Source organism: Mesorhizobium sp. M6A.T.Ce.TU.016.01.1.1 (genome assembly GCF_003997065.1).
Classification (GTDB): domain Bacteria; phylum Pseudomonadota; class Alphaproteobacteria; order Rhizobiales; family Rhizobiaceae; genus Mesorhizobium; species Mesorhizobium mediterraneum.
In genome coordinates, this window is sequence record NZ_RZTJ01000023.1 from 1 (window position 1) to 25638 (window position 25638).

A 25638-nucleotide genomic window follows, 5' to 3' on the forward strand; every position below is an offset into this window, starting at 1 on the left:
GTGCAAGCCGTTGGGGGTGGGCAGTATCTCACCTGAATTTTCGGCGGTGCGGGGGCCCAGGCTCTGTGACCGGGAGCAATACGACCGAAACGAACAGGAATAAGCGCCCAGCCGCTGCGTCGTCCGGCTCAGGTGATCCCGGTCACATCCTCACCAGACCGAGGCCGGCAAAAGCCAAGGCGATTCCTGAGGCGATGGTTCGCGCCTGGTTCCAGAACTGCCATCGTTGTGAATAATCCTGCCAGATATGGCGCGCAGTCTCGATATCGTCGGGAATGGCAGTTGCGGCCAATGCCTCGTTCATTGGCACGTTCACCGTCAATGTGAGGAAAAGGCCTGATGTCAGATAGACGAGCGCTGCCGCCGCGAACCAAAACGCAGGCGACTTGCGGCCATCGAAACGCATCGCGGCAGCCGTGAGCCCCAGGACGACCGGCGTCAGAAAGAATGCCGGAAAGAACACGGCGTTGCGAACCGACGCATTCATCGCTTGCATTGCCTCGATTGCCACGCGCGGATCAGTCTGATCGAGGCCCCACATTGTGGAGCAGACCCAAGCGTAGAAAAATCCAAAAATCGCTCCGCAAAAGATGATCGATGTGATCGACAGTCCTACCACTATCCCAGGCATCGCTGCTTCCACCAAACCGCATCGCCGTGTACGCTTTTGCATACACGTACAAACGTGTACGGTTTTGGTCAAGCAGTTTCCAAGCTTGGCAGTTTCGCAGATTGGCAGTTTCGGAGATTGGAATGCGCGAGGACACCAAGGCTGCGCGTCGAGCACAGATCGAGAGGGCAGCCTACAAGCTTCTCAAGGAGAGAGGCTATGGCGGGACTTCCATGCTTGGCATAGCCAAAGAGGCAAAGGCGTCAAACGAAACTCTCTATCGCTGGTATGGCGATAAGAAGGGCTTGTTCAAGACGATGGTCGAGAACAATGCAAGGACGACGAAAGCGGCACTGGATGCGGCAATCAGGGACGAAGCCGATCCTCTGGTAACCCTTGAGGATGTTGCTCCGATCCTCCTTTCGATGCTGCTTGGCGAGCGGGCAATTTCCCTTAACCGCGCGGCTGCTTCTGACGAAAGTGGCGAATTGGGTGCGACGATTGCCGCAGGTGGTCGCGATTCGGTATTCCCGCTGATCGAGAAACTGATCCAGCGCGGCTTGGAGAGCAGCGCGCTCGCCGCGCCATCTGCACGCATCGCGGCCGATTGGTTCTTGAACCTGCTGATTGGTGATCTGCAGATCCGGCGGGTCATTAGCACGCTGCCGGTTCCTTCAGACAAGGATGTCCATTCGAGAGTGGTTGCCGCGATCAGTGCATTTAGAAAGCTCTGCAGCACATGACGGCAAAATTGCTCGATCTGTGGTTATGCATAGGGCGAGCAGGAATAGGTCGGTTTCCAAGGCCATGCATGGAGGCTTGGCGCTACGCGGCGATCCTGACCGGCTCGAAGTCTATGTCGAGAACCGAATCCAACTGCCGGTCCATGAAACGCTCAGGGATGCTCTTCACCAGCAAGTTGCGGAGAGGGACGACAATCGGGTTCCGCAATTGCGCAACTCCGGCGTAAAAACGCGATTCGGATGCAACGCGATGCGCCCTTTCGAGGCGACGCTTGTCATATTCGCGGATTGCCTGCCCGATCGGATGCCGTCCGAACAAAGCCGCAAGCACCGCCGCGTCTTCAATCGCGAGTCCCGCTCCCTGTCCCAGATCAGGGGTGACGGCATGGGCGGCATCGCCAAGCAGGACCACCCTGCCGCGGGTGAACGCAGGCATTGGGTCGAGATCGAGAATGTCCGTCCAGATCATCGAGCCGGCAGGTGTCCGATCGAAGATTTCCGGAATCGGATCGTGGAAACCGGAAAACATTGCGCGCACCTCGGCAAGATCGGCCTGCGCCAGTTTGGGATCGCCGACGCGGTCGGCGCCGCTGCAGGCAAACCAGTAGACTCTTTCGCCGGGAATCGCCGCTAGGCCGATCCGTTTGCCGGCCCCCCAGCTCTCGGTCAGGCGGGTGGGGTCCATTCCTTGTGGAAGGCCTGGCGCGATTGCGCGCCAGCAGACATAACGCGCGAAGCGCTCCCTCGATTGCGGAAACAGCGCCTTGCGAACCACGGAGTGAATGCCATCGCAGGCGAGCACCAGATCGCTCCCCACGCTCTCCTCATTCGCGAAGCGTAGAACGATGCGATCACCCAAGTCACGTGCATCGACGCACTCCATATCGGTGTGAATTATCGAGTGGGGTAGCTGCGAAAGAAGGGCCTTGTGAAGGTCGCCTCGGTGCAGCACAGCCATGCTGAGATGACCGTATCGCTGGCTAAAGCGCTGAAAATCCGTCGATTGAAGAACCTGGCCTTTGTCGTCAAGAAGGTCGAGCCGGTGTATCGCCTGCGCATTGGCCACAACCGCATCGTAAAGCCCGAGCGTGCGCAGAGCCCGAAGCGCGTTGGCGCTCAGGCTGAGACCTGCGCCCAAAGGCTTCAATTCGCTCGCTTGCTCGAAAATCTCGACCTCCCAGCCAAGGAGCCGAAGCCCCTTGGCAAGCGAAAGTCCCGCAATCCCGGCGCCAACGATGACTGCCCGCATGACCTCCATCCCTGAGAATTCTGAGTAGCGCTGTGATTGGTGTATCCAATCCTGGCCTCGTTCTTAACGAGCGCCTTACAGCGCGAGTTCCCATCGAGTTGCCATTTCGCGCGGCCTGACTTGGGAGAAAGCCGAGGTCCAACCCAAGCTTCACCCTATCGTGGCGTCGTCCTCGATCTTCCTCGCTTCCTTCATGTTGGGAAGAAAAACCGTCAGCAGCCCGAGCAGCGGCAAATACGAGCAGACCTGAAAGACGAAATCGATGCCTTTCATGTCGGCGACGACGCCGAGCACGGCGGCGGCGATGCCGCCCATGCCGAAGGCGAAGCCGAAGAAGATGCCGGCGATCATGCCGACGCGACCCGGCACCAGTTCCTGGGCGAAGACGACGATGTTCGAGAAGGCCGAGGACAGGATCAGGCCGATCAGCACGGTCAGCACCATCGTCCATTCGAAATTGGCGTAGGGCAGGGCCAGCGTGAAGGGCAGGACACCGACGATCGAGAACCAGATCATCGGCTTCTGTCCGTAGCGGTCGCCGAACGGGCCGCCGAGCAGGATACCCAGCGCCGAGGCGCCGAGGAACAGGAACAGCATGACCTGCGACATCTGCACCGAAACGCCGAATTTATCGATGGCGTAGAAGGTGTAGTAGCTGGCGAGGCTGGCGACGTAGGCGTTCTTGGTCAGCACCAGCAAGGTCAGCACCGCCAGCGCGCCCATCACCTTGCGGCGCGGAAAGGGCGAGACGAAACTCGCCGCCTTGCGGTTGGCGAGCGAGGCGCGAAGACGGCTGTACCAGCCGCCGACCCGCCACAGCACGATGATGCCGATCAGCGAGCCGACGGCAAACCACGCTATGCTGGTCTGGCCGAAGGGCACGACGATGAAGGCAGCCAGCAGCGGCCCTATGGCTTGGCCGAGATTGCCGCCGACCTGGAACAGCGATTGCGCCAGGCCGAACCTGCCGCCCGAGGCGAAACGGGCGATGCGCGAGGATTCCGGGTGAAAGATCGCCGAACCGATGCCGATCAGCGACGCGCCGATCAGTAGCAGCGAATAATGTCCGGCATAGGCCAGCACGATCAGGCCGATCAGCGAGGCCGCCATGCCGTAAGGCAGCGAATAGGGCATCGGCCGCTTGTCGGTGACCATGCCGATCAGCGGCTGCAGCAATGAGGCCGTCACCTGGAAGGTGAAGGTCAAAAGGCCGATCTGCCAGAAATCGAGGCCGTAATTGTCCTTCAGCAGCGGATAGATGGCCGACAGCAGCGACTGCATGATGTCGTTGACACAGTGGCAGAAGCTCACCGCAAGAATGACGGTGAAGGCCGTCGCTTGCGCCGAAGTGTGGCTGGCCGTCGCAGGGGTGGCGACGGTGGTGGCTGTCGTGTCGGTCAAGGCATGCTCCGTGGACTTTTTGGCGGGCGCTCCCGCAGGCGTAGCCGGTTGCCTTATAAGTCACTTGCCGGGCGACTTCTTTCGTGGTTTGGTCCAATAGTTTCGCGAGTGGGCCATTACCCAATGCCGCACGGCAATGAAATCTTCAAAGCTGGCGACAGCGATCTCGGGCAGTTGCATGAGCGCCGCTGGCAGTGGCTGGAGCAGGCCGTCGGGCCAGCGGTGGCCCTGCCGACCGAATACCCCGACGGCTACCATGTGCCGCGGCACCGCCATAGCCGCAGCCAGTTGCTGCATGCGCTTGTCGGCGTGGTTCTGGTGACGACGCGGCATGGGCGCTGGATGGTGCCTCCCGATCATGCCATGTGGATACCCGCCGGCACCGAGCATTCCGTCGAGATGCTTGGCGACGTCAGCATGCGCTCGGTTTATGTGATGCCGGACGCCATTGCGGGGCTGCCGCATGGCTTACGCGTCGTCGGAATCACCGATCTGATGCACAGCCTGATTGTGGAGTCGGAAAAGTTGCCACAGGGCGCCGAACTGGAGGGGCGCGGTGGGTTGATCATGAGCCTCCTGCTGCATGAAATCCCGAGCCTGCCGGAACGGCCGCTCGGCCTGCCTTTTCCTTCAGATCCAAAGCTTGCGGCGCTGTGCCGGCGCTTCGTCGCAGCACCCTCGCCGCATGCGACGATCGACGAATGGGCCGATATCGTCGGCATGAGCCGGCGTTCCTTCACCCGTTCCTTTCATCGCCAGACCGGATTGTCGCTATCGACGTGGCGCCAGCAGGCCTGCCTGTTCGCGGCCTTGCCGCGGCTGGCGGACGGCGAGCCGATCACCAGAGTGGCGCTCGATCTCGGCTATGACAGCGTGCCGGCCTTCATCACTATGTTCAAGCGCATGCTGGGAGCATCGCCGCGCGGCTATATGCGCGGCGCGCGGGATGCCGGCGAAGGCGTTCGCCGGCCCAATGTGCCGGCGCGGGTCCTGTAGCCTAGAGCGCTTCATCGTTTCACGGAAACGCCGAACCGCTCTATCTCTTTGTTTTGCGCAATTCCGGACGGAAAACCGTTTCACACTTTTCCTGGAATTGCTCTAGGAGTGGCGCGCCCGATGGTGGGCTTTGATACGTGCGAGAGCATCCCTATCGAGGGCTGAAAATCGTTTCGTGGTCGGTGCGCTAGTCGAACAGGCTCGACACCGATTCCTCGGTCGCCGTGCGCGAGATCGCCTCACCCATTAGGTCGGCGATGGAGATGACGCGGATGTTGCTGGCGTCGAGCACCGCCTGGGTCGGCTGGATGGAATCTGTGATGACCAGTTCCTGCAGCTTCGAGGCGCCGATGCGGGCGATGGCGCCGCCGGACAAAACGCCGTGGGTGGTATAGGCGGTGACGCTGGTGGCGCCGCCGGCAAGCAGCGCATCGGCGGCATTGCACAAGGTGCCGCCCGAATCGATGATGTCGTCGATCAGCAGGCAATCCTTGCCGCGCACGTCGCCGATGACGTTCATGACTTCCGATTCACCGGGGCGCTCGCGACGCTTGTCGACGATGGCAAGCTGGGCATCGATGCGCTTGGCGAGCGCGCGGGCGCGGACCACGCCACCGACATCCGGCGACACGACCATGACATTGGCAAGCTGCTTGTATTTCGCCTTCACGTCGCGGGCCATGACCGGCACTGAGAAGAGATTGTCGGTCGGGATGTCGAAAAAGCCCTGAATCTGGCCGGCATGGAGATCCAGCGTCAAGACACGATCGACGCCCGCCCGCGTGATCATGTTGGCGACCAGCTTGGCCGAGATCGGCGTGCGGCCCGAGGCGCGGCGGTCTTGCCTGGCATAGCCGAAATAGGGAATGACCGCCGTGATGCGCTTGGCCGACGAACGCATGAAGGCATCGATCATGATGAGCAATTCCATCAGGTGATCGTTGGTCGGGAACGAGGTGGACTGCAGGACGAAGACATCCTCGCCGCGCACATTTTCCTGGATCTCGACGAAGATCTCCTGATCGGCGAAGCGCCTGACGCTGGCTTTGCCCAGCGGGATGTTGAGATAGCGGGCGACCGCTTCGGCCAGCACTCTGTTGGAATTGCCCGCGAAAAGCTTCATGCACCGTTCCTGGTGAAGGATGGAGACTCTGGCAGACTCTCTTGAGCCTCTTAAGTCGGGCTTTTAGCGGCCCGTGCCGGTATTGCAAGCGTCGTGATCGGGAATCCGCCGGCTAATCTCAATAAACGTTTACGGCGAGGGCAGCCTGCAACGTGTCAGCCCGCCTGACCGCCAAGCCATGTGGCAAACTGGTCGATCGTCTGATCGGCGATCGCCTGCATGGTCTCCGGCGCGACAGCAGCCCAGCCTTCGCCACCATTGACCGACGGCGCCTTCTGCTGGCCGTTGATGCGATGCAGCCGGTTGCCTGCCGGGTCATAGACGTCCCAGACATAGATGACGGTGGTATCCTTACCTTCCGACATCGTCGAGAAATAGCCTTTCAGCACGTGCGTTGGGGTCTGCCCGGCGCTGCCTGCCAAGATGATGCCGCGCTGCTTGGCTCGCGTCTGAAGCTCCGCGGTCAACGGTGTGGCGGCTTCTACCGACGCGCCGACGATCGGCGCCACCTGCAGGCGGGTTCGTGCGATGACGGCGGCGCTTTTTGCGGGCGGCACGGTCGTGGTTGCGGGCTGTGCAGGGGCGGAAGGTTGTGCCGTCGCGGAAGGCTGCGGTGCTGCAGCCGTGCCGGCTGCGGGCACGGCCTGTGTCGACTGCGGGGCTATGGCCGAGGGTTCGAGAACGTCCTTCGCATTGGTGCAGGCGGCCAACGCCAGCGCCGCGAGCAATGACACGGTCGTCACATGCGATCGCCTCATTTGCCTCAAAACTCCTTGGCGATGAACGCCCTTTGAATCCCTATCATTATGGATTCACTGCACGATCAAGTCGAGATCATGGCGGGACAGCGGCTTCGGCTGCGATTCGGTCGTCAGATAGGTGCGGCCAAGCGTCATCGCGGTCTCGGTTTCGGAGTCCATGATGATCATGTGGGCGAACAGCGTCATGTTTGGCGCGATGGGCTCGGGATTGCCCTGATAAAACATCGGCATGTCCATCCATGACGGAGTGAAGCGGGCGCCGAGCGAATAACCGCAGGCATTGAGACGGTGCTTGGTCAAATTGTGCGCCTCGAGCGTGCGGGCATGCGCGTCGAACACATCGCCGAAGGTATTTCCGGGCGTCATCGCCTTCTCGACGGCCAGAAGCGCGGCGCGCGCCGCATCGAACAGTTCCTGGTGACGTTTCGACACTTTGCCGGTCAGCACCGTGCGCATCATCGCCGCATGATAGTGGTGGAAGACGCCGGCCCATTCGAGCGTCAGCTGGTCGTTCTTGGTCAGCTTGCGGCGGCCGGCCTTGTAGCGGCAAAGCAGTGCGTCCACCCCCGAGCCGATGATGAACTCATTGGCCGGATAGTCGCCGCCACCAGCAAAGATTGCGCCCTGCATGGCGGCAAGGATCAAGGCTTCGTCGCCACCCTGCTTGATCAGTGGCAGGGCCGCGTCCAGCGCGTCGTCAGCGAGGCTCGCGGCCTTTTCCGCCTTGGCGATCTCGGCCGGGCTCTTGAACAGACGCAGCCGGCTCACGATGCCGGAAGCGTCGGCGATCTGGCCAAAGGTCTGCAATTGTTCGTCCAGGCGCCGGCCGTTGTAGGCGGTCAGGCCGTGGGTGTCGTATTCGACGCCGATGCGGGCGCCGAGCAGGTCGAGGTCGTTGAGCAAATTGCGCAGGTCAATCGCCGGATTGGCGCCGTCGCGGTCGGTCCACAGCACGATATTGTCGATGATCGAGGTGTGGCGCGCCTGGCGCAGATCGGCCGAGCGCGTCAGCAGGATCATCGAACCGTCTGCCTTCACCACCAGGCACTGGAAGAAGCAGAAGCCGAACGTATCGTAGCCGGTCAGCCAGTACATGCTCTCCTGCGCAAACAGCAGGACGGCATCGAGCTTCTTCTCGGCGATCTCGATCATCAGCCGATCGCGCCGCGCGTCAAATTCCGACCGTTCGAAATGCAGCGCCATTATTCTGTCTCCAAAACGATTGCCGAAATCTGCCGCCCGTAATCCGGCTCGTTGCGATGCGTGGTGCGCCGGTAGGAATAGAACAGATCCTCCTCGGCGTAGGTGCAGCGGCTAAGCCCGTCGGCGGTCACGCCAGCCCGGCTTAGCCGATCGACCGTATAGAGGTTCAGGTCGAACATTGCATGTCCCGACTTCGCCGACGGCGCGAAGTAGCGGATGTTGTTGGCATCGGCCTCGACGAAGCGGGCGACGAATTCCGCCCCGACCTCATAGTTTTCTGGGCCGATGGAAGGACCGAGAACGGCGACGATGCGCTCGCGCCGGGCGCCGAGGCCTTCCATCGCTGCAATGGTATTTTCCAGCACGCCTGACAAGGCGCCCTTCCAGCCGGCATGGGCCGCACCGATGATACGCGCCTCCACATCGGCGAACAGGACCGGTCCGCAATCGGCGGTCGAGGCGCCGACGGCGATGCCCGGCCGGTCGGTGACGATGGCGTCGGCCCTTGGCCGCTCGCCGGGAAAAGGCTCCCTAGCGATGACGACGCCGGGCGAATGGATTTGGTGGGCGGTCAAGAGATGGGTTGAAGGCACGCCCATCCAGTCGGCGACGCGGCGGCGGTTCTCGGCTACCTGCGTCTGGTCGTCGCTCGAGCCGGTGCCGATATTGAGGCCCTGATAGATGCCGCTGGAGACGCCGCCGACGCGGGTGAAATAGCCGTGGCGAATGCCTTGCGCCCGCGCCTTCTCCAGCAAGTGCGACCGAACGGGATCCGGTTTGGTCTGATTCAGCATGGCGGCGTTGTTGTCCGTGTGGGCGATTTCGTCAAGCTACAGTCCAAAGATGGGCGAAAGTCCAAAGTTGGGCGACAGTCGGAAGTTGGGAGAGTGGGAGAGGCGGCAGCGAAAAGTCAATCCGCTGGTGCAAAGGGCGGAACGGCGATTTCGGCAGGCAGGACGGCAAGCACCTTGAACAGGTCACCCATGGCTTGCGGGCCGGCGAGGCGCTCGACCTCGCCTGCAATCTTTTCACGAGCCGCCTCATCGGCATTGGCGCCGAGTTGGCCGGCGCGTTCGAGAAGGCCCATTTCCACCAGGAATTCGCCTTGCGTGGAGAGATGGGCATCGAGGCCGTGCGCCCGCACAATCGCGGCAAGGGCGGCGAAATCGACATGGGCGGTGAGATCGGCTTCGCCCGGATTGGCCAGCACATCTTCGTGATCGTGCTTGCGCAAGGCCTGCAACGTGTCGCCGATCCCTGGCCGGAGATAGCCATAGTCGAGGAATAGGCCAGCGCCACCGAGCCCGGCCAATCGCTCAGCGATGGTCGCCATCAGCGCGGCTCGGGCCGGCGCGACCTCGACAATCGCGCCCTGTGGCGCATTTTCGGCGTCGTTCGGCAACAGCGTCGGATCGACCGAGCCGGCGCCGGCGAAGAAGTGCAATTCGTCCGCGCCGTCGAGGCCGATCATCCGTTCGCGCCAGCCTGTTCCGGCGCGGACGAACTGTCGGATGGGCACAGCGTCAAACAATTCGTTGCCGACGATGAAAAGCGGGGTCTGCGGCAGCGTGCCCGTGCTTTCGTGCCAACCGATCGTGGCCGGCGTGGCGGCAAGCGTTTGCTTTTGGACATCTATCAGCCGCGGGCTGGTCTCGACCATGGCGAAGGATGCGCCGGCGGTCAGCGCCGGATCGAGCCGCGAAAGCGTGCGCAGCATGTCCTTCATCAGCGTGCCGCGGCCAGGGCCGATCTCGGCGATGGTGACCGGCATCGGCCGGCCGGTCGCCAGCCAGGCTTCGTAGAGCCAGACAGCGACCAGTTCGCCGAACATCTGGCTGATCTCCGGCGCGGTGACGAAGTCGCCGGCAGCCCCGAACGGCTCGCGCGTCGTATAGTAGCCGTCCTGCGGATCGAACAGGCAAAGCGCCATGTATTGGTTGACCGGGATCGGTCCCGCCGCACCGATCAGCTCGACGATGCGGGTTTTCAGCCGGGTCATACCGGCTGGGGCTGTGTTACCGGCTTTGCAGTCGCCATCGCCCAGACGCCGGCAAGCACCATTGGTAGCGACAGCACCATGCCCATGGTCAGCCAGCCGGTGCCGAGGAGGTAGCCGAGCTGCTGATCGGGCTCGCGGAAGAATTCGACGAAGATGCGCGAGAGACCGTAGCCGGCGATAAAGGCGCCGCCGACGAAGCGCGGGGTCTTCAGCTTGAGCCTGGAATGGGTGAGGAAGCGCAGGACCAGGAACAGCACCAGGCCTTCGAGCAGCGCCTCGTAGAGCTGGCTGGGATGGCGCGCAAATGGGCCGCCATTGGGAAATTCGACCGCCCATGGAACATCGGTCGGCCTGCCCCAGAGCTCGGAGTTGATGAAATTCGCCACGCGGACGAGACCAAGGCCGACCGGCACGCCGGCTGCAACCACGTCGAACAGCGACCATGTGCGGATGCCGCGCGACCAGGAAAACAGCGTCATGGCGAGAATGACGCCGAGCAGGCCGCCATGGAACGACATGCCGCCCTGCCAGACGGCAAGAATGTCGAGCGGGTGGGCAATGTAGCGCGGCAGGTCGTAGAACAGTACGTAGCCACTGCGTCCGCCAAGCACCACGCCGATGGCCGCCCAGACGATGAAGTCGTCGAGATCCTCGGGCTTCATAGGCACGGTGCCGTCGGGCCAGAGCCTAGCATTGGTGACGAGCCGCTTGGCATACCACCAGGCGAAGAGAATGCCGACGATGTAGCCGACGCCATACCAGTGCACCGCCAGCGGTCCGATCCGGACGATGACCGGGTCAATGTTGGGGAAGGGCAGGGCCGCCAGCGGCAGCATAAGATACTCGCTCAACAGGATCTCCCGGTTGCGGATCACGTTCGGGCGCGGACCATGCGGCAGGGTTTTGGCGGGGTCAAGGCGACGTGGATGCTTGCATTCCGGGTCGCGCGCCACTACGTCAAATCGACCAAGCGAGGATTTGCCATGTCGACCGGACCGAACCGCATTCTCGATGAATTCGCCAAGCTGATGACCGACGCCGCGGGTGCCGCGCAAGGGGTGCGGCGCGAAGTGGAAACCGCTTTCAAGGGGCAGGCCGAGCGCGTTCTCAACTCGATGGACCTGGTGCAGCGCGAAGAATTCGAGGCCGCACGCGATATGGCGGCGAAGGCCAGGGAAGAAAACACCCGCCTTGCTGCGCGCCTCGAAGCGCTTGAGGCAAAGCTCACCGAATTGACCGGGCAGGCCGCGCCTGCGGCTGCGGCAAAGCCCAGATCAAAAAAATAATCGTTAAACTTTTCCACAAAGCACAATCGCAAAAAGCGCTTTGTCGTGAATCGCTTACCGGCATTGCGTGAATCTTCGTGACAGAGGCTTTCCACATGCGAATGACGCAGTGCGAAAAATTGGGCTGGTCACGCGACTCCCGATCAATAGACTGAATTTGTTGCATGATTCGAAGCAGGGTCATGCGCCGGGCGGTGGGGTCCGGTCTGGGGTCTTTGCGTTGACGAAGTCCCGGCCGTCCGAGTTCTAGACAAGATTGTTCGTTGTGTGTGCCAGCGGAGCGTGTGGCGCTCACTAGAGCGACGTGCGTCCACTTGGACGCACAAAGTACGCTCTAGAACTTTGAACGTTCGCATCGTGCTTTCCGAAAATCGAACCGATTTTCGGGCCGTTGCGAAGGAACGACAGGAAGCATTCCATGGAACTTCTCGAACTCGACCTCTCTCGCGAAATTCATCCGGTGGATGTTATCGAGCAGGTGGCCCACAACAACGACTGGTCCTTCGAACGGGCCGGCGACGACGAGATTTCGATTTCGGTTGCCGGAAGCTGGACCGACTACCACGTCTCATTTTCCTGGATGGAGGATTTCGAGGCGCTGCATCTGGCCTGCGCTTTCGACATCAAGGTGCCGGAGGCGCGCGCGCTCGAAGTGATGCGGCTGCTTTCGCTGATCAACGAGCAGATGCTGTTCGGCCATTTCGACCTCTGGGAACAGGAAGGCGCGATCATGTTCCGCCAGTCGCTGCTGCTTGCCGGTGGGGTCGAGCCGTCGAGCCAGCAGGTCGAGGTGCTGTTGTCGTCGGCGCTGGAAGCCTGCGAATGCTATTTCCAGGCGTTCCAGTTCGTCGTCTGGTCGGGAACCTCGGCCAAGGAGGCGCTGGCCGGCGTCCTGTTCGAGACCTATGGAAACGCCTGAGCCAGGTCCTGACCATCAATGAGCTCGAGCAGCCAGCGCAAGCCCGAGATCAGCTTCGCCGATTTCGACCGTGTCGATATCCGCGCCGGCACGATTATCGAAGCCGAGCCGTTTCCCGAGGCGCGAAAGCCGGCGATCAAGCTGAAGATCGATTTCGGCGCTGACATCGGTGTGAAGAAATCGTCGGCGCAGATCACCAAATATTATGCGCCCGAGACGCTGGTCGGCCGACAGGTCTTCGCGGTGGTCAATTTTGCGCCGCGGCAGATCGGCCCCTTCATGTCGGAAGTGCTGACGCTTGGCTTTCCCGACGAGGAGGGCGCCGTCGTGCTTGGCGCGATCGAACGCAAGGTGCCGGATGGCGGCCGATTATTTTAGCTTCGTCATCCACGGGCGAAGCGGACGCGCAACCCCGAGAATCCATGCCGTAGCAGTGGTCGAAGAGTAGGACGGTCCAGAATCGCGTTGTTCTGGCCGCTCCTGTGGGGCAAGTGCGGCTCGTCGCCTCAACCCAACAAGTTCTTCACCGAAGGGGTCGCTCGCAGGTCACGGCATGGATCCTCGGGTCTGCGCGTCGGCTTCGCCGCCGCTTCGCCCGTGGATGACGAAAGGTGGTGTCAGTTTGCGCGTGGTGCCCAGCGCCTCTTCAACCGCCTCCAGAAACATTTCCGCGCAGGCTTTCCAGCTATAGCGCATTGCCCGTTCGCGCGCCTCAGCGCGGTCGACGTGGAGCGCGGCGAGCGCTGCCTCACGCAAATCATTCGACACCGCTCCGCCAACCCCGTCGCCGACAATGTCGATTGGCCCCGTCACCGGATAGGCTGCGACCGGCGTGCCGCTGGCCAGCGCCTCGATGATGACATTGCCGAATGTGTCGGTGCGGCTGGGGAAGACGAAGACATCGGCCGAGGCGTAGATCTCGGCCAGTTCGTCATTCGGGCGGTGGCCAAGGAAATGGGCAGCGGGGTATCTGGCCTTGAGCCTGGCCAACTCCGGCCCCTCGCCGACGATCACCTTGCTGCCGGGCAGGTCGAGATCGAGGAAGGCGGCTAGGTTCTTTTCGATCGCGACGCGGCCGACGCAGAGGAAGATCGGTCCCTTGAGCCCCAGTTCCTTCCTCTTGTCCGGCCGGAAATGGTCGGTGTCGACGCCGCGCGTCCATGGCCTCAGCTTGGTGAAGCCGCGTGCCGATAGATCGTCCGCCAGCGACTGGGTGGCGACCAGCGTGCCCTGTCCGGAATTGTGGAAATCGCGAAGCCAGCGGTAGGCCCAGGCCTCCGGTATAGGCAGCCGCGCGCTAAGATATTCCGGGAAGCGCGTGTGATAGCTCGTCGTGAACGGCCGGCCTGCCTTGCGACAATAGCGCCGCGCCATGATGCCGAGCGGGCCTTCGGTGACGATATGGATATGATCGGCATTGCGCGCTTCGATCAGGCGCGCGACATGGCCCGGCGTCGTCAGCGCCAGCCGGATGTCCGGATAGGTAGGCAGGGGCAAGGTGCGAAAGATGTTCGGGGTCAGGAAGTCCGTCTCGACGTCGAAGGATTTCAGGGTTTCCGAAAGCCGCTCCAGCGTGTGGACGACGCCGTTGACTTGCGGGCGCCAGGCGTCGGTGACCATCAGGATGCGCATAGCAGCCCTTTGCTTGAAATGTCGTCGGTTTCCTTGATGCGAGGCCGCAAGGCCGAATCAATCAGGATCGCACGCTTCATGCGCGCTCTTCAGCATGGTTTCATGACGGGCCGATGAAGGCGCAAACCGGCGGTCGTCCGCAGCTGCCAGAAAAGCAGCGCGTCGTCCCGAAAATCGAATTCGATTTTTGCTGCGCTGACCTTCGGTTCGGAAAGCACGGTGCGTAGGTTCAAAGTGTTAGAGCGTACTTTGTGCGTCCAACTGGACGCACGTCGCTCTAATCAGGCCGGAACCTTGATGACGGCGCGCAAGCCGCCGAGCGGGCTCTTGTCCAGCATGATATCGCCGCCATGGCTGCGGGCTATGTCGCGTGCGATGGCAAGGCCAAGGCCGGTGCCGCTGGCGTCGAGGTTGCGGGCCTCGTCAAGCCGCACGAAAGGCTTGAACACGTCCTCGCGCTTTTCGGGCGGAATGCCCGGACCGTCGTCGTCGATGGTGACGAGCAGCGAGCCGCGGCCATGATTGGCGTTGATTTCAACCGTCTTGGCGTAACGGAAGGCGTTGCCGACGATATTGGACAACAGCCGGGCAAAGGCGTGGGGCCGCACATGCACATTTGGATCGCCGGCGAGCGCGGTCGACAGTTTGCGCTTGCGCAGCGTGGCCTCCTCGCCCAGCTTTTCGAAATACGCTTCAAGATTGAAACGGCCGGCGTCTTCCGCTGCCTCGCCGCGGGCAAAGGCGAGATAGCCTTCCAGCATAGACTGCATGTCATCGATGTCCTGGCCGAGCGCCTCGGTGTCGGCCTTGGTCCCGGTCAGCGCAAGCTGCAGCTTGAAGCGAGTGAGGATGGTTCTCAAATCGTGGCTGACGCCGGTCAGCATAGCGGTGCGCTGTTCGAGCTGGCGTTCGATGCGTTCGCGCATCTGGATGAAGGCAAAGCCGGCGCGGCGGACCTCCTCGGCGCCGCGCGGACGGAAATCGCGCGGCATCGGCCGGCCCTTGCCGAAACTTTCGGCGGCCTCGGCCAGCGTCAGGATCGGCCGGATCTGGTTGCGCAGGAAAGGGATGGCGATCATCAGCAGCACCAGCGAGGTGCCGACCATCCAGATCAGGAAAATGTGCGTGTTCGAGGCATAGGCCTGGCTGCGGCGCACGAAGGCGCGCAGCACCTTGCCCTCGAGCTGGACGCGGACCTCGATGATATTGGAATTGCCGACCGTGTCGATCCAGAACGGCCGGTTGATCTGATGGGTGATCTCGGACGAGAGAATTTCGTCGAGGATCGAGAAGAACGGCTTTGGACCGGGCGCTGGCAGCGGATCGGGCGGAAGCAAGTCGATCTTCAGCTGCATGCGATCCTGCGCGATGCGGATGATATTGGCGTAGTCGGCGTCGTTCGGATAGGTTTCAACCAGGTCGACGATCGCGGCAATGTCGCGGACCGTGGCCTGCGACAGGCGCTGCGTCACAGTCTGCCAGTGGCGTTCCATGAAGACAAAGGCGAGGACCGATTGCAGCAGGATCATCGGTGCGATGACGATGATCAGCGAGCGGGCATAGAGCCGCTTCGGCATGTAAAGCGAAACGAGGCGCCAGAACCGTTTCCAGGCAAGCGGCACCGCCTTCAGCGCCCGCCTGGCGCGAGCGCTCAAGCCGCTATCTTCCGGCCGTTCCAGTTGCGTGGTCGCCATTCGCCCTTTTTGCCCATCTGCAGCTCAACAAGGGACCCGCAAGCGCAGTGCTGCGCTTGCAATTTTCGACTTTATGCATGTCGTCGTCCCAAAACCGCTTCGCACTTTTCGGCGACATGCATTGCGGCAGTCTATTCCACGCTGAGCCGATACCCAATACCACGCACGGTCTGCAGCCAGACCGGGTTGGACGGATCGCGTTCGATCTTGCGGCGCAGCCTGTTGATCTGGACGTCGATGGTGCGCTCGCCGACTTCGGACTCGTCGCCGACAAGTTCATGGCGCGGTATCGTTTCGCCGGCCCGCGCCGCGAAGATCGCCAGGATCTCCTGCTCGCGGTCCGTCAGCTTCAGAGCCTCGCCGCCGCGCTTGAGCTCCCGCCTGGCGATCTGGAAGGTGTAAGGGCCGAAGACCAGTTGCTCGACCTTGGGCGTCGTTGCCGGACCGCCGCGGCGCAGGATGTTGTTGATGCGCAGGATCAATTCGCGGGGATCGAAAGGCTTCGGCAGATAGTCGTCGGCGCCGGCCTCGAGCCCGGTGATCCGGCTGTCGGTCTCGGAAAGCGCGGTAAGCATCAGGATCGGCACGTTCTTGGTCGCCCGCAGCGCCTTGGCGAGGTCGACGCCGGTTTCGCCCGGCATCATGATATCGAGCACGAGCAGGTCGAAATCGAGGCCGGCGAGCTTGCGCCGCGCTTCGCCGGAATTTCCGGCAACGGTGACGCGAAAGCCGTTTTCGGTCAGATATTGTTTGAGAAGATTGCGGATACGGGTATCGTCATCGATCACCAGCAGATGCGGCGCATCATCATCCGGTGCTGCCGGTTGATCAACCCTTTCAATGGTCTCCATGGCTTTTCCCTGACATTTTTGCGGGCACAATGTCGATCTGCGCCCTTAGTTCCGGATTGACCATCGCTTCCAGGAAGCGTTCGATCAAGGCGCGTTCGGTGGCTCCGAAATCTTCCAATGCAGCATGGATGCGGCGCGACTGTGGCCGTGCCAGCGCCAGCGCCAAGGCGCGGCCCTTGGCCGTCGGATAGAGTTCGCGCTGGCGGCGGTCGCGCGGGCCCTGCAACTGGACGACATGATCGGTGTCGATCAGTTGCTTGAGCACGCGTGCCAGGCTCTGCTTGGTGATCTTCAGCACGTCGAGGAGTTCGGCGACCGTCAGGCCCGGCCTGCGATTGACGAAATGCAGAACCCGGTGATGGGCGCGGCCGAAGCCATAATCGGACAGGATCTGGTCCGGATCGGAGGTAAAATCGCGATAGGCGAAGAAGAACAATTCGATGATGGCAAAGTCGATGCCGTCCTCGTCGGTGACCGCCGTCCTGATCGGTTTTCCGGCTGGGTGGCTGCGATCCGTCATCTTTTCTCCGTGCGAAAGGGAAATTATGTCAGTACTATTGACGTAATTTCCCGGCAATGGTAATTTTTGACAAGCTTTTCGGCGGATTGCGAACGAAAAGGCAAGGGAAAGCCGTTTTTCCGGAACTTCCTGTGTTTGCCAGACCTTATATATCCGCCTACGCTTCGAGATACCGGCCGCCCGGTGCGGCTGATAAGAAACGCGCAACGACACAACGATGTGCGGGCGGCCGCCCGCGGGAGGTTACCATGGCATCCGTTCCCTTTGACCAAATGGACGGCTTTATCTGGATGAACGGCGAGTTCGTCAAATGGGCCGACGCCAAGATCCACGTGTTGACCCATGGCCTGCACTACGCCAGCGCGGTGTTCGAGGGCGAGCGCGCCTATGGCGGCGAGATTTTCAAACTGACCGACCACAGCGAGCGCCTGCATGAATCGGCACGCCTGCTCGGCTTCAAGATTCCCTATTCGGTTGCCGAGATCGACGACGCCTGCCGCACGCTGTTGAAGAAGCAGGGCTTTCAGGATGCCTATGTCCGGCCGATCGCCTGGCGCGGCAGCGAACAAATGGGCGTTTCGGCGCAAAACAGCCGGATCAACTGCGCCATCGCCATCTGGCAGTGGCCGAGCTATTTCGATCCGGCACAGAAGCTGAAGGGCATCCGTCTCGATCTGGCCGAATGGCGCCGCCCCGATCCGCGCACTGCGCCGTCGAAATCGAAGGCTGCCGGCCTCTACATGATCTGCACCATGTCCAAGCATGCCGCCGAAGCCAAGGGCTATGCCGACGCCATGATGCTCGACTGGCGCGGCCAGGTTGCGGAAGCGACCGGCGCCAATATCTTCTTCGTCAAGGACGGCAAGATCCACACACCCACCCCCGACTGCTTCCTCGACGGCATCACCCGCCGTACAGTCATTGGTCTTGCCAAGGATCGCGGCTTTAAGGTGATCGAGCGCACCATTATGCCGGAAGAGCTCGAAGGCTTCCAGCAGTGCTTCCTCACCGGGACCGCGGCCGAGGTGACGCCCGTTTCAGAGATCGGTCAATACCGATTCGAGGTGGGTGAAATCGCCAAGACTCTGATGAACGACTATTCTGCGGCCGTTCAACCCAAGCATGCGATCGCCGCAGAATAACGAAAGTCACAGCTTTTTTAACAAGTAGGGGCAGTTTTCGGGCTGCCCCTTTTATTTAAGCACTTCTGCATTTGACTTTCGTCCAATTCGGCGTCTCATGATGGTGTCGGCCCGGGAGGCTGGCAGCTATGGAGGGACTGGTAACATGGACATGAACACGCTTCTTCCGATCATTATTCAGGTGATTACGGGTATCATCGGTGGTCAGGCGGTTGGCGCGGCGATCAAGACAGCGGCAATGGGTCAGCTTCCCAAAATTCTGGGCGGCGCCGTTGGCGGCGTCGGCGGCGCGGCGATCCTCGGCAGCCTGCTCGGCGGCGGTACGATCGATCCGGCTGCAGCCGCAGCGGCAACTAGCGGATTGGGCAGCGCGCTGAATCTGCAAAACATCGTCGGCGGTGCCGGTGGTGGCGCCATTCTGACGGCCATCATCGGCGCGGTCATGAATGCGATGAAGAAGTAAGCTTGGCGGTTTCGGGCTTTCGCATGGGCGGCTTCGGCCGCCCATTTCTTTTGTGTCCGTGCCAACGGTGGACGCCGTTTGCATGTGTCTCTACATCAGGGGCGACGCAGCGAAAGGACGATCATGGGTCAGCTCAATGCCAGTATCGTGCCGGTCACGGCCTTCCAGCAAAACTGCACCATCCTCTTCGACATGGACGACAGACAAGGCGTCGTCGTCGATCCGGGCGGCGACATCGACAAGGTGCTGGCGGTGCTAAAGGATAACGCGATCAACGCCGGCGCGATCTGGATCACGCATGGTCATATCGACCATGCCGGCGGCGCCATGGAGCTGAAGGAGGCGCTCGGCGTCCAGATCATCGGCCCGCATGAGGCCGACCGTCCATTGCTTGCCAACCTCGAGAACCAGGCAAAACTCTACGGCATCACCGATCCGGTGCGCAATTGCATGCCCGACCGCTTTCTCAGCGAAGGCGATACCGTCTCGTTCGGCCAGCACGCGTTCGAGGTCTTTCATTGCCCGGGCCACGCGCCCGGCCATGTCGTCTACTACAATCGCGCTGCGAAGTTCGCCCATGTTGGCGACGTGCTGTTCCGTGGGTCTGTCGGGCGCACCGACCTGCCGGGCGGCGACCACGCCGCGCTGATCGCGTCGATCAAGGACAAGCTTTTGCCACTCGGCGACGACGTCGGCTTCATCTGCGGCCATGGTCCCGGCGGTCGCTTCGGTGAGGAGCGCCGGAGCAATCCATTCCTGATTTAAAGCGCGTCGCATCTGAGGCGCCTCATGCGATGCGCGTCAGGCCCTTGTCTTGCGCATGCCGACAACAAAAAAGCGCTGGCCATGCGGACAGCGCTTTTTTAGGGCTGGGGAGGCCTTAAAGCGCTTTGCGCTTTAAGGCCTTTATCCCAAAACCGCTATGCACCCTGGGGTCAGGCCCGTGCGCATGCTTTTGGGCGACATGTATTAGTTGGCGGTGCAGAAATGCTGTTCGCCGTCATAGCCGGTGAACGTGCCGGTCCGGGAGTTGAACGAGCGATAGCGATCCGAACAATATTCATACCAGCCACGGGTCCATGGCTCGGCGTAACCATCATTATAGGCGACCCGCGGTTCCGCGTAGTAGCGGCGCACCGGGGCTGGCCGTGGATAACGCCCATAATCATCATAGCCGGGATCGTAATAGCTGGGCTGCGGGTTGTTGAGCGCACCAACGATCAGGGCGCCGGCCGCGAGGCCAAGGACGCCTGCCGCGATCGCGTCGCCATTGCCATTGCCACGATGGTGGTGCCGGTGGCGCCAGTCGCCGGCGCTGGCCGCGGGCAAGGTCGCGAGCGTGGTCGCGACAATCGCGGCGGACAGGATGGTGGTCTTGAAAATTCGGTTCATGTCGGTCTCCTTCGTGCCGGCCCGGATAATTTGGGGATGCGGTCCGGCTTATCGAAGACTAGTAGGCGACCGTGGCTGAACGGGGGCTGAACGAAATTGGCGGGCTGGGACCAGTCGACATTCATCGATCAGGCTTGGCGCGAGCCACAAATATCGCACGCTCAACAAGGAGCGGACTTGCCCTGCGGAATCCGTCCGATGCTGTCTCGATCCCGGCTCAGCCGATCGACAGGTTGACGGCTTTCGGACCCTTGCCGCGCTTGTCCGGCTCGGTGTCGAATGTTACCTTCTGCCCATCCTCAAGACCGGGAAGACCCGACGCCTGCACGGCCGAAATGTGGACGAAGACATCCTTCGCGCCATCATCCGGCGTGATGAAGCCGAAGCCTTTGGCATGATTGAAGAATTTGACGGTGCCGGTCTGCGGCATGGGAAGCTCCTTTGATCCCATCAAGTCCAGTCTCGGGCCGGCAAATGCCCGAGTGGAAATTTGTCGTTTATTTTAGCGTCATCGGCAAGAGAAAGTTTTGCGCGCATTGGCTTGCCCACCCGGGCACGAAAAAAGGCGCGACGAAAACCGCCGCGCCTTCGAAAACTCGGATCCGGCGCTGAAAGCCGGCACAAGGCCTGTGGAGACCTCAGGCACAGTCCCTGAGCACGTCCGAGCGGACGTGCGCGCGACGGTTCAGTCGGCGCGGAGATTGACCGCCTTCGGCCCCTTGCCCATCCGGTCCGGCTCGACATCGAAGGTGACCTTCTGGCCATCAACGAGCGTGCGCAGGCCCGAAGCCTCGATCGCGGAGATGTGGACGAACACGTCCTTGGCGCCGTCATCTGGCGTGATGAAGCCGAAGCCTTTGGTTGCGTTGAAGAACTTAACGGTGCCGGTCTGGGCCATTGGGGAAACTCCTTCACCCGTGTCAGTCTTGTGGTTTGCCCGCCGCCTGACGCCGTGGGCAAGTCCCGGTGGTTGCTTCGGCAGTCATGCATTGGCGCATGGTCAAAACCCCCCGCCGAAAAACGGGGCCGTCAGAGATTCACAGTATCGGGGAAAGGTCGTCCAAAACGTTCCGCTCTCCGGGTCGCAAATGCCCGAACACGAAATTTATCGCACGGAAAGGTGATCGTTGCAAGGTAGCGCCCGCGGGCCTCCCGACGGGCGCATTCCGACGCATGGCACCGATAGGCTGGGGTGCTCGTCCGGTCCCCGCCCACGCATGGTCCAGCGGGCTGAGAGCTTGCAAACAGGGGTTGCATTTGGCGGTGGAATGGCGAGGATCGGCTTGGAGTAGAGCGCGTTTTGCATTTTCTTGTGCATGTCGTTATCCCAAAACCGCTGCGCACCCTCGGATCAGGCCCGTGGGCATGCTTTGGGCGACATGCATTGGAGCGGGGCTTGAGGGAGGTATAGTCATGAAATTTCTTGCGGCAATCTTCTCGCGGCAGGGTTTTGCCATCCTGTTGCTGTCGGCAGTTCTTGCGGCCTGCACCGCGGTGGTGGTGGACGAAGGACCGGGGTACCGTCCGCCAAGGCCCGGGCCGCAATTCTGCACCAAGCAATATGATCCGGTCTGCGCCCGGCGTGGCGGCGACCGCCAGACCTTCGCCAATGCCTGCCTTGCCGAGCGAGCCGGGTATCGCATCATCCGCGACGGCCAGTGCCGTGACGGCGGTGGCGGTGGTGATGAGGAGCAGACATTCTGCACCCGCGAGTATGCCCCTGTCTGCGCACGCCGCCGTGGCGACCTGCGCACCTTCCCCAACGCATGCGAGGCCCGCGCCGCCGATTATCGCATCGTCGAAGACGGCCCCTGCTAAGGGCTGGTTTCCTCCCCGTCCGGCGACGGGGAGGGGCCCATCTATCAACTGGACATAGGCGGGCGAAGGGCAGCTGGCGCCACTTGCCTCTACGCCGACAGCCTCGCCTTGCGGCAATAGGCGATGAACTCGGCTGCGGGCATGGGTTTGGCAAACAGCCAGCCCTGACCATAGTCGACGTCGCGTTCCATCAGATAGTCGGCCTGTGCCTGCGTCTCCACGCCCTCGGCAATGATCTTCAGCTTCAGCGTCTTGGCCATGTCGATGATATGCGGCGTTACGGAACTGGTGGCGGAATCCGTGGCGATCGTGTCGATGAACGATTTGTCGATCTTCAGCGCATCGAGCGGCAGGCCTTCGAGGTGGGACAGGCTGGAATAGCCTGTGCCGAAGTCGTCGATTGCGACCGCGTGGCCAAGCTCGCGGGCGCGAATGACGGTCGAGCGCGCTGAATCGACGTCGACGAAACCGCGCTCCGTCGCCTCCAGCCAGATCTGCCGAGGCTGAATTCCGGTGTGCTGCAAGGCCTTTTCGATGACCGGAAGGACCCTTGCCGTTCTGACGTCGGCCGGGCTGAGATTGATCGCGATGTGGAGGGAAGGATTGGCGACAAGAAGCTTTTTCAGGTCCAAAACGACAAGGGCTATGACCTGATCGGTGATTGCCGCGATCAGGCCGCTCTCTTCTGCCAGCGGGATGAAAAGATCGGCCCGGACCAGCGAGCCGTCGGGCCGTCTCCAGCGAACCAGCGCTTCGGCCCCCACGCAATTGCCGGTCCTGAGCTCGACGATCGGCTGATAGTGGACGATGAATTCGTGCTTGCGAACGGCAATCTGCAATTCTCCCAGCGGCGACAGCCGCCGCCGCGACAACCAGGCAACCATGCCGATGATGAAGGCGGCAATGAAAACGCCGAGAGGAAGCAACAGCAATTGCCGGCTGCGTACGCTGTCCACGATCTGGCTTTCCGGTTCGGTGGCGACGGCGATCCAGTCCGTCCCGCGCGCCGTGGCAAACAGATGACCGTCATCCAGGCCTTTGCCCGGGGTGGCGATGATCTTGGCGATGCGGGCGGGATCAGGCCCGTTCAACGCGCTGAGCAGGACGCCGGTGTCGGTCGCGAGGGCAAGCTGAATGTCGGGATCGACGACAATGTCGACAAAGCGCAGAGGATCGACAAGGACATTATGGTGCTTGTAGTGCAGGGCCATCAGCGGATGGGCCTGGTCGGCCAGGGGCTGTATCCGGGCAGTGACGGCAACGCCGTCTGCGGTGGTGAAATCCGGTGCGGCTTGCGCAACGCGTCCTTCGGTCGAGCCCCAGGATGTGCATTTGAGCAGTCCGGTTTCGAAATAGCCCATCTCTTCGATCGAGCGGGTGTTGATGGTGAGCTGCCGCATGCGGGCAATGTGGCCCACCGAACAGCGGTCGCCGGTGAACCGGTCGATCTCACGCAATGCGTCGGTTGCATCCTTGAGCGATATGCTGGCCCTGGCGATCGCGCGGTTGGCGAACAGATCCAGCCGTTGATGTTCTTCTTGAACCGCCAGAACCCATGAAAAGTGGAACATCGCCGCGATAGGCACGATGGCGCCGAGCAAGGCCAACACCACCGCAGTCACGATGATGCGCGGCCTGTCCATGTGCGCCTCCCTGCCTTCGGCTGCGAGCGACGATTTCGTGCGCGGCCTGCCGGGCAGCCAACCGTGATCGGGCCCGGTTCCAGCGGACCTTATATGGCTTTTGACGTTACGTGATCTTTAATTGGATCCGCTAGAGCAATTCCAGGAAAAGGTGCGTGGCGGTTTTCCCGGGAAAAGCGCGTAGCGCTTTCCCTGGGGAATTGCGTAAGAACAGATACTTAGAGCGGTTCGGCGATTCTATCAAAAGCAGAACCGCTAGTGGCTGAATGAATGCAGTGTTGCTCATCCGTGCGCTGGATACGCTCCATCGGCCGGGCCGGCATAGAGCTCGCTGCCGTCTTCGTCGGAAATGCGCAGGCGGTCCGGGATCTGCGGCATCGCCAGCGAGCGGAACAGCTCGGTGGCGCCCTGCAGGGCGGCGCGCAGGTTCGGCGCCTCGAGTGATACCCTGTCGAGGATCGCTTCGTCGGCGTCGCGCGATCGATAGAACTCGACAACGAAGTTCAAGCACGCCTCCGTGTTGCGGCGACGCAGTCCTGCGGGTGCACCAAAGCCGCTCAGGTGCACAAGCATGGTGAGGCGCGCGCGGCGCTTCGGAGCGCTAGCCCTTGGACTTCGGCTTCAAACCGGCTTCCGCCTGCTTGACGGCCGAGCCGAAGGGCGAGGCCGGCTTTGCCGCCGCCTTGTCTTTCTTGGGCTTGCGTGTCTCGCGGTTGCTGCGCTGTTGACCCTTGGCCATTTCTTGGTCCTCGTGATTGATGAACGTGGTGGTGGCGGTCGACGAGGGCCTAGGCGCTCGGATTGTCGGCCACTTCGAGATTGTCTTCCGTGGTGACCCGCTCATGGGTCTCCTCGTCGCTGCGGATGCGGTATTGCGGCGAGCCGTCCTTGACCGGCAGCTTGCTCTTGATCTGGAACAGCTCCGCGGTCTTCTGGACAAGGCCGGTGCGGCTCTTCATGCGAACGGTCTGGCCGATTGCGAAAAGATGCGCGGGCGTATCGGTGCGCGGGCGCGCGTTCTGCTGGAAGCGGATCATGCGGCATTCTCCTGGTCGCGCCTCAGCGCGGTTTCGAGGTCGGCGAGGTCGATGGCGACCAATTGGCTGGTCTGGCTTTTCACCGTTCTCGCCGGCAGATGGATGAAGGTGGCGACACGGCGCCAGGCAAGCCATGACATGCCATCGATAAGCTCCTCATCGTGGTCGATGTCGTAGTCGCCGGCCGGCAACTTTCCCTCCAGGCCGCCAAGCATGAAGGGCGCCTCGAAATGCGCGATGGAATGGGTAGTTCGGCCAGACATTCTCGTGCCTCGAAGTCTCGTTCCCGGCGTGATTCCGATAAAGTAGTGCCCGCTTTGCGGCATCGGGACTTAAAGTATCGTGCGTCCCTGTATCGGCAATTTGGGTATCGGCGATCTGGAATGAGTTTGGCGGGTCGAGAACCTCTGACGCCGCGAGATGCCAAGCTTGGCCCAAAAAACGATCTCAATTCATTAATCCGAAATTGCGGTTTATTCAAGAAGATTCATGCCCGGTGCCGATCTTGCGGCGAAATTACTTTTCTAGTGATATTTGTAGAATGATGATACGGTCCAAACTCTTCACAAGAATTGTCTGAAATTGTGCTGGAAAATTTCATCCCGGTATTAATTTTTATTTATGTCTGAAAGGAAAATCCATGGTTTCCGTGAAAACGCCTGATGGCTCGACCGTAACAATCAAGCCGATCATCAAGCCCACAAAAGTCATATCCGCGCGGCTGACGATAAGAAGTGACGAGGCAGCAAGGCGCAGGATTGCCGACACCGACGGCACGGTGCGGCGGGCGCGTCAGCTCGCCGAAACCCACCGCCTGATCTGACATGGCCGGCTTTGCCACTAATCAAGGAGCTTGAGTGTGACGCTCAATTTTCCCAACCGCAGCCGCTCCTACGACGCGGCGGCCAAGCGCATTCGTTTCGTCGGCCATGACGGCATGTTCGAAGTGCCGTTCTTTGTGGAGATTGCAGCGCTTTCGGCGGCAACGGCCACGAGCGGAGCCGAAGCCGAGTATCTCAGCGCGTTCGATGCGGAGCGCTCGTCGATCCAGGATGTCGCGCGCGAAGCCTATTCGCACGGCCGCAGGAACATGTATGTATTGACCCGGGCCGATTTCCGGTAAGCTGGCCTGCGACCCCTTGAACCTGTCGCGCCG

At 61.5% G+C, this 25638-nt stretch carries 32 protein-coding genes; 11 read left to right on the forward strand and 21 right to left on the reverse strand.

Going from position 1 to position 25638, the window contains the following annotated elements:
* Positions 1-142: 142 nt before the first annotated feature.
* Positions 143-703 carry an anthrone oxygenase family protein gene (locus tag EOC94_RS27940; RefSeq protein ID WP_348627407.1) on the reverse strand — a complete coding sequence of 187 codons (561 nt, stop codon included), beginning with the start codon at positions 701-703 and terminating at the stop codon, positions 143-145.
* A gap of 50 nt (positions 704-753) precedes the next feature.
* Here EOC94_RS27940 and EOC94_RS27945 point away from each other — a divergent pair, with 50 nt between their 5' ends.
* Entirely contained in the window at positions 754-1353 is a 600-nt protein-coding gene (locus EOC94_RS27945; protein ID WP_095488838.1) for a TetR/AcrR family transcriptional regulator, read from the forward strand.
* An 82-nt stretch (positions 1354-1435) separates the two neighbouring features.
* Here EOC94_RS27945 and EOC94_RS27950 read toward each other — a convergent pair whose 3' ends face one another.
* Both EOC94_RS27950 and EOC94_RS27955 read right to left on the reverse strand, forming a co-directional pair.
* A complete protein-coding gene (locus EOC94_RS27950) occupies positions 1436-2611 on the reverse strand; it encodes an FAD-dependent monooxygenase (RefSeq protein ID WP_348627408.1) in 1176 nt (391 codons plus the stop codon).
* Between the two features lie 141 nt (positions 2612-2752).
* Entirely contained in the window at positions 2753-4003 is a 1251-nt protein-coding gene (locus EOC94_RS27955) for an MFS transporter (protein ID WP_167391104.1), read from the reverse strand.
* A gap of 123 nt (positions 4004-4126) precedes the next feature.
* Here EOC94_RS27955 and EOC94_RS27960 point away from each other — a divergent pair, with 123 nt between their 5' ends.
* Positions 4127-4999, forward strand: a complete 873-nt coding sequence (locus tag EOC94_RS27960; protein ID WP_127294681.1) for a helix-turn-helix transcriptional regulator — start codon at positions 4127-4129, stop codon at positions 4997-4999.
* Positions 5000-5186: 187 nt separating this feature from the next.
* On the opposite strand, the gene EOC94_RS27965 is transcribed toward EOC94_RS27960, so the two are convergent.
* From EOC94_RS27965 to lgt, 6 genes are all read right to left on the reverse strand, one after another.
* Positions 5187-6122, reverse strand: coding sequence for a ribose-phosphate pyrophosphokinase (locus EOC94_RS27965; protein ID WP_127294683.1), 936 nt, complete (start codon positions 6120-6122; stop codon positions 5187-5189).
* 155 nt (positions 6123-6277) lie between these two features.
* Positions 6278-6880, reverse strand: coding sequence for a hypothetical protein (locus EOC94_RS27970; RefSeq protein ID WP_095488842.1), 603 nt, complete (start codon positions 6878-6880; stop codon positions 6278-6280).
* A gap of 54 nt (positions 6881-6934) precedes the next feature.
* Entirely contained in the window at positions 6935-8086 is a 1152-nt protein-coding gene (locus EOC94_RS27975) for a Xaa-Pro peptidase family protein (protein ID WP_095488843.1), read from the reverse strand.
* Positions 8086-8880 (reverse strand): peptidoglycan editing factor PgeF, encoded by a 795-nt coding sequence (gene pgeF / locus EOC94_RS27980; protein WP_127294685.1) that lies wholly within the window; start codon positions 8878-8880, stop codon positions 8086-8088. The genes EOC94_RS27975 and pgeF overlap by 1 nt, the downstream gene beginning before the upstream one ends.
* A gap of 116 nt (positions 8881-8996) precedes the next feature.
* Positions 8997-10085, reverse strand: coding sequence for a class I SAM-dependent methyltransferase (locus EOC94_RS27985; RefSeq protein ID WP_126105279.1), 1089 nt, complete (start codon positions 10083-10085; stop codon positions 8997-8999).
* Positions 10082-10936, reverse strand: a complete 855-nt coding sequence (lgt, locus tag EOC94_RS27990; RefSeq protein WP_127294687.1) for a prolipoprotein diacylglyceryl transferase — start codon at positions 10934-10936, stop codon at positions 10082-10084. The genes EOC94_RS27985 and lgt overlap by 4 nt, the downstream gene beginning before the upstream one ends.
* Before the next feature lie 132 nt (positions 10937-11068).
* On the opposite strand from lgt, the gene EOC94_RS27995 reads away from it, so the two are divergent.
* The 3 genes from EOC94_RS27995 to EOC94_RS28005 all read left to right on the forward strand — a co-directional run bounded on the left by EOC94_RS27995 (position 11069) and on the right by EOC94_RS28005 (position 12668).
* Positions 11069-11371: an accessory factor UbiK family protein gene (locus tag EOC94_RS27995; protein WP_095488846.1), complete on the forward strand. Its 303-nt coding sequence runs from the start codon at positions 11069-11071 to the stop codon at positions 11369-11371.
* Between the two features lie 418 nt (positions 11372-11789).
* Complete coding sequence (locus EOC94_RS28000) at positions 11790-12290, forward strand: YbjN domain-containing protein (protein WP_095488847.1); 501 nt, start codon at positions 11790-11792, stop codon at positions 12288-12290.
* 18 nt (positions 12291-12308) lie between these two features.
* Positions 12309-12668, forward strand: a complete 360-nt coding sequence (locus EOC94_RS28005) for a tRNA-binding protein (RefSeq protein WP_095488848.1) — start codon at positions 12309-12311, stop codon at positions 12666-12668.
* 168 nt (positions 12669-12836) lie between these two features.
* On the opposite strand, the gene EOC94_RS28010 is transcribed toward EOC94_RS28005, so the two are convergent.
* The 4 genes from EOC94_RS28010 to EOC94_RS28025 form a co-directional block, all read right to left on the reverse strand.
* Positions 12837-13922 carry a glycosyltransferase family 1 protein gene (locus tag EOC94_RS28010; RefSeq protein ID WP_245465667.1) on the reverse strand — a complete coding sequence of 362 codons (1086 nt, stop codon included), beginning with the start codon at positions 13920-13922 and terminating at the stop codon, positions 12837-12839.
* A 281-nt stretch (positions 13923-14203) separates the two neighbouring features.
* Positions 14204-15616: an ATP-binding protein gene (locus tag EOC94_RS28015; RefSeq protein WP_127294689.1), complete on the reverse strand. Its 1413-nt coding sequence runs from the start codon at positions 15614-15616 to the stop codon at positions 14204-14206.
* Positions 15617-15747: 131 nt separating this feature from the next.
* Entirely contained in the window at positions 15748-16467 is a 720-nt protein-coding gene (locus EOC94_RS28020; RefSeq protein WP_036261013.1) for a response regulator transcription factor, read from the reverse strand.
* The gene (locus EOC94_RS28025; protein WP_164547134.1) at positions 16454-16987 is read right to left on the reverse strand and encodes a MarR family transcriptional regulator; all 534 of its coding nucleotides are present in this window, start codon (positions 16985-16987) and stop codon (positions 16454-16456) included. The genes EOC94_RS28020 and EOC94_RS28025 overlap by 14 nt, the downstream gene beginning before the upstream one ends.
* Before the next feature lie 248 nt (positions 16988-17235).
* On the opposite strand from EOC94_RS28025, the gene EOC94_RS28030 reads away from it, so the two are divergent.
* The 3 genes from EOC94_RS28030 to EOC94_RS28040 all read left to right on the forward strand — a co-directional run bounded on the left by EOC94_RS28030 (position 17236) and on the right by EOC94_RS28040 (position 19357).
* Positions 17236-18129 (forward strand): branched-chain amino acid aminotransferase, encoded by an 894-nt coding sequence (locus EOC94_RS28030; RefSeq protein ID WP_127294691.1) that lies wholly within the window; start codon positions 17236-17238, stop codon positions 18127-18129.
* Positions 18130-18274: 145 nt separating this feature from the next.
* Positions 18275-18592, forward strand: a complete 318-nt coding sequence (locus EOC94_RS28035; protein WP_095488852.1) for a hypothetical protein — start codon at positions 18275-18277, stop codon at positions 18590-18592.
* Between the two features lie 123 nt (positions 18593-18715).
* Positions 18716-19357 (forward strand): MBL fold metallo-hydrolase, encoded by a 642-nt coding sequence (locus EOC94_RS28040; protein ID WP_095488853.1) that lies wholly within the window; start codon positions 18716-18718, stop codon positions 19355-19357.
* Between the two features lie 204 nt (positions 19358-19561).
* On the opposite strand, the gene EOC94_RS28045 is transcribed toward EOC94_RS28040, so the two are convergent.
* The 3 genes from EOC94_RS28045 to EOC94_RS28055 all read right to left on the reverse strand — a co-directional run bounded on the left by EOC94_RS28045 (position 19562) and on the right by EOC94_RS28055 (position 20882).
* On the reverse strand, positions 19562-19984 hold the full coding sequence (locus EOC94_RS28045) for a BA14K family protein (RefSeq protein WP_095488854.1): 423 nt from the start codon (positions 19982-19984) through the stop codon (positions 19562-19564).
* 217 nt (positions 19985-20201) lie between these two features.
* A complete protein-coding gene (locus EOC94_RS28050) occupies positions 20202-20414 on the reverse strand; it encodes a cold-shock protein (protein WP_006202521.1) in 213 nt (70 codons plus the stop codon).
* 255 nt (positions 20415-20669) lie between these two features.
* On the reverse strand, positions 20670-20882 hold the full coding sequence (locus tag EOC94_RS28055) for a cold-shock protein (protein ID WP_023799871.1): 213 nt from the start codon (positions 20880-20882) through the stop codon (positions 20670-20672).
* Between the two features lie 515 nt (positions 20883-21397).
* Here EOC94_RS28055 and EOC94_RS28060 point away from each other — a divergent pair.
* Positions 21398-21802: a Kazal-type serine protease inhibitor gene (locus tag EOC94_RS28060; RefSeq protein WP_126105283.1), complete on the forward strand. Its 405-nt coding sequence runs from the start codon at positions 21398-21400 to the stop codon at positions 21800-21802.
* A gap of 89 nt (positions 21803-21891) precedes the next feature.
* Here the strand turns inward: EOC94_RS28060 and EOC94_RS28065 are convergent, their stop codons facing one another.
* The 5 genes from EOC94_RS28065 to EOC94_RS28080 all read right to left on the reverse strand — a co-directional run bounded on the left by EOC94_RS28065 (position 21892) and on the right by EOC94_RS28080 (position 24745).
* A complete protein-coding gene (locus EOC94_RS28065; RefSeq protein WP_127294693.1) occupies positions 21892-23445 on the reverse strand; it encodes an EAL domain-containing protein in 1554 nt (517 codons plus the stop codon).
* Between the two features lie 282 nt (positions 23446-23727).
* Positions 23728-23952 carry a hypothetical protein gene (locus tag EOC94_RS28070; protein ID WP_126105285.1) on the reverse strand — a complete coding sequence of 75 codons (225 nt, stop codon included), beginning with the start codon at positions 23950-23952 and terminating at the stop codon, positions 23728-23730.
* Positions 23953-24046: 94 nt separating this feature from the next.
* Positions 24047-24184, reverse strand: a complete 138-nt coding sequence (locus EOC94_RS34205) for a hypothetical protein (protein WP_164547135.1) — start codon at positions 24182-24184, stop codon at positions 24047-24049.
* 49 nt (positions 24185-24233) lie between these two features.
* Complete coding sequence (locus EOC94_RS28075) at positions 24234-24482, reverse strand: hypothetical protein (protein ID WP_095488858.1); 249 nt, start codon at positions 24480-24482, stop codon at positions 24234-24236.
* Entirely contained in the window at positions 24479-24745 is a 267-nt protein-coding gene (locus tag EOC94_RS28080; RefSeq protein ID WP_126105286.1) for a hypothetical protein, read from the reverse strand. Before EOC94_RS28080 ends, EOC94_RS28075 begins: the two co-directional genes overlap by 4 nt.
* Before the next feature lie 377 nt (positions 24746-25122).
* Here EOC94_RS28080 and EOC94_RS28085 point away from each other — a divergent pair, with 377 nt between their 5' ends.
* On the forward strand, positions 25123-25305 hold the full coding sequence (locus EOC94_RS28085; protein WP_095488860.1) for a hypothetical protein: 183 nt from the start codon (positions 25123-25125) through the stop codon (positions 25303-25305).
* 36 nt (positions 25306-25341) lie between these two features.
* Positions 25342-25605 carry a DUF1488 domain-containing protein gene (locus EOC94_RS28090; RefSeq protein WP_095488861.1) on the forward strand — a complete coding sequence of 88 codons (264 nt, stop codon included), beginning with the start codon at positions 25342-25344 and terminating at the stop codon, positions 25603-25605.
* The last annotated feature ends 33 nt before the right edge of the window (positions 25606-25638 follow it).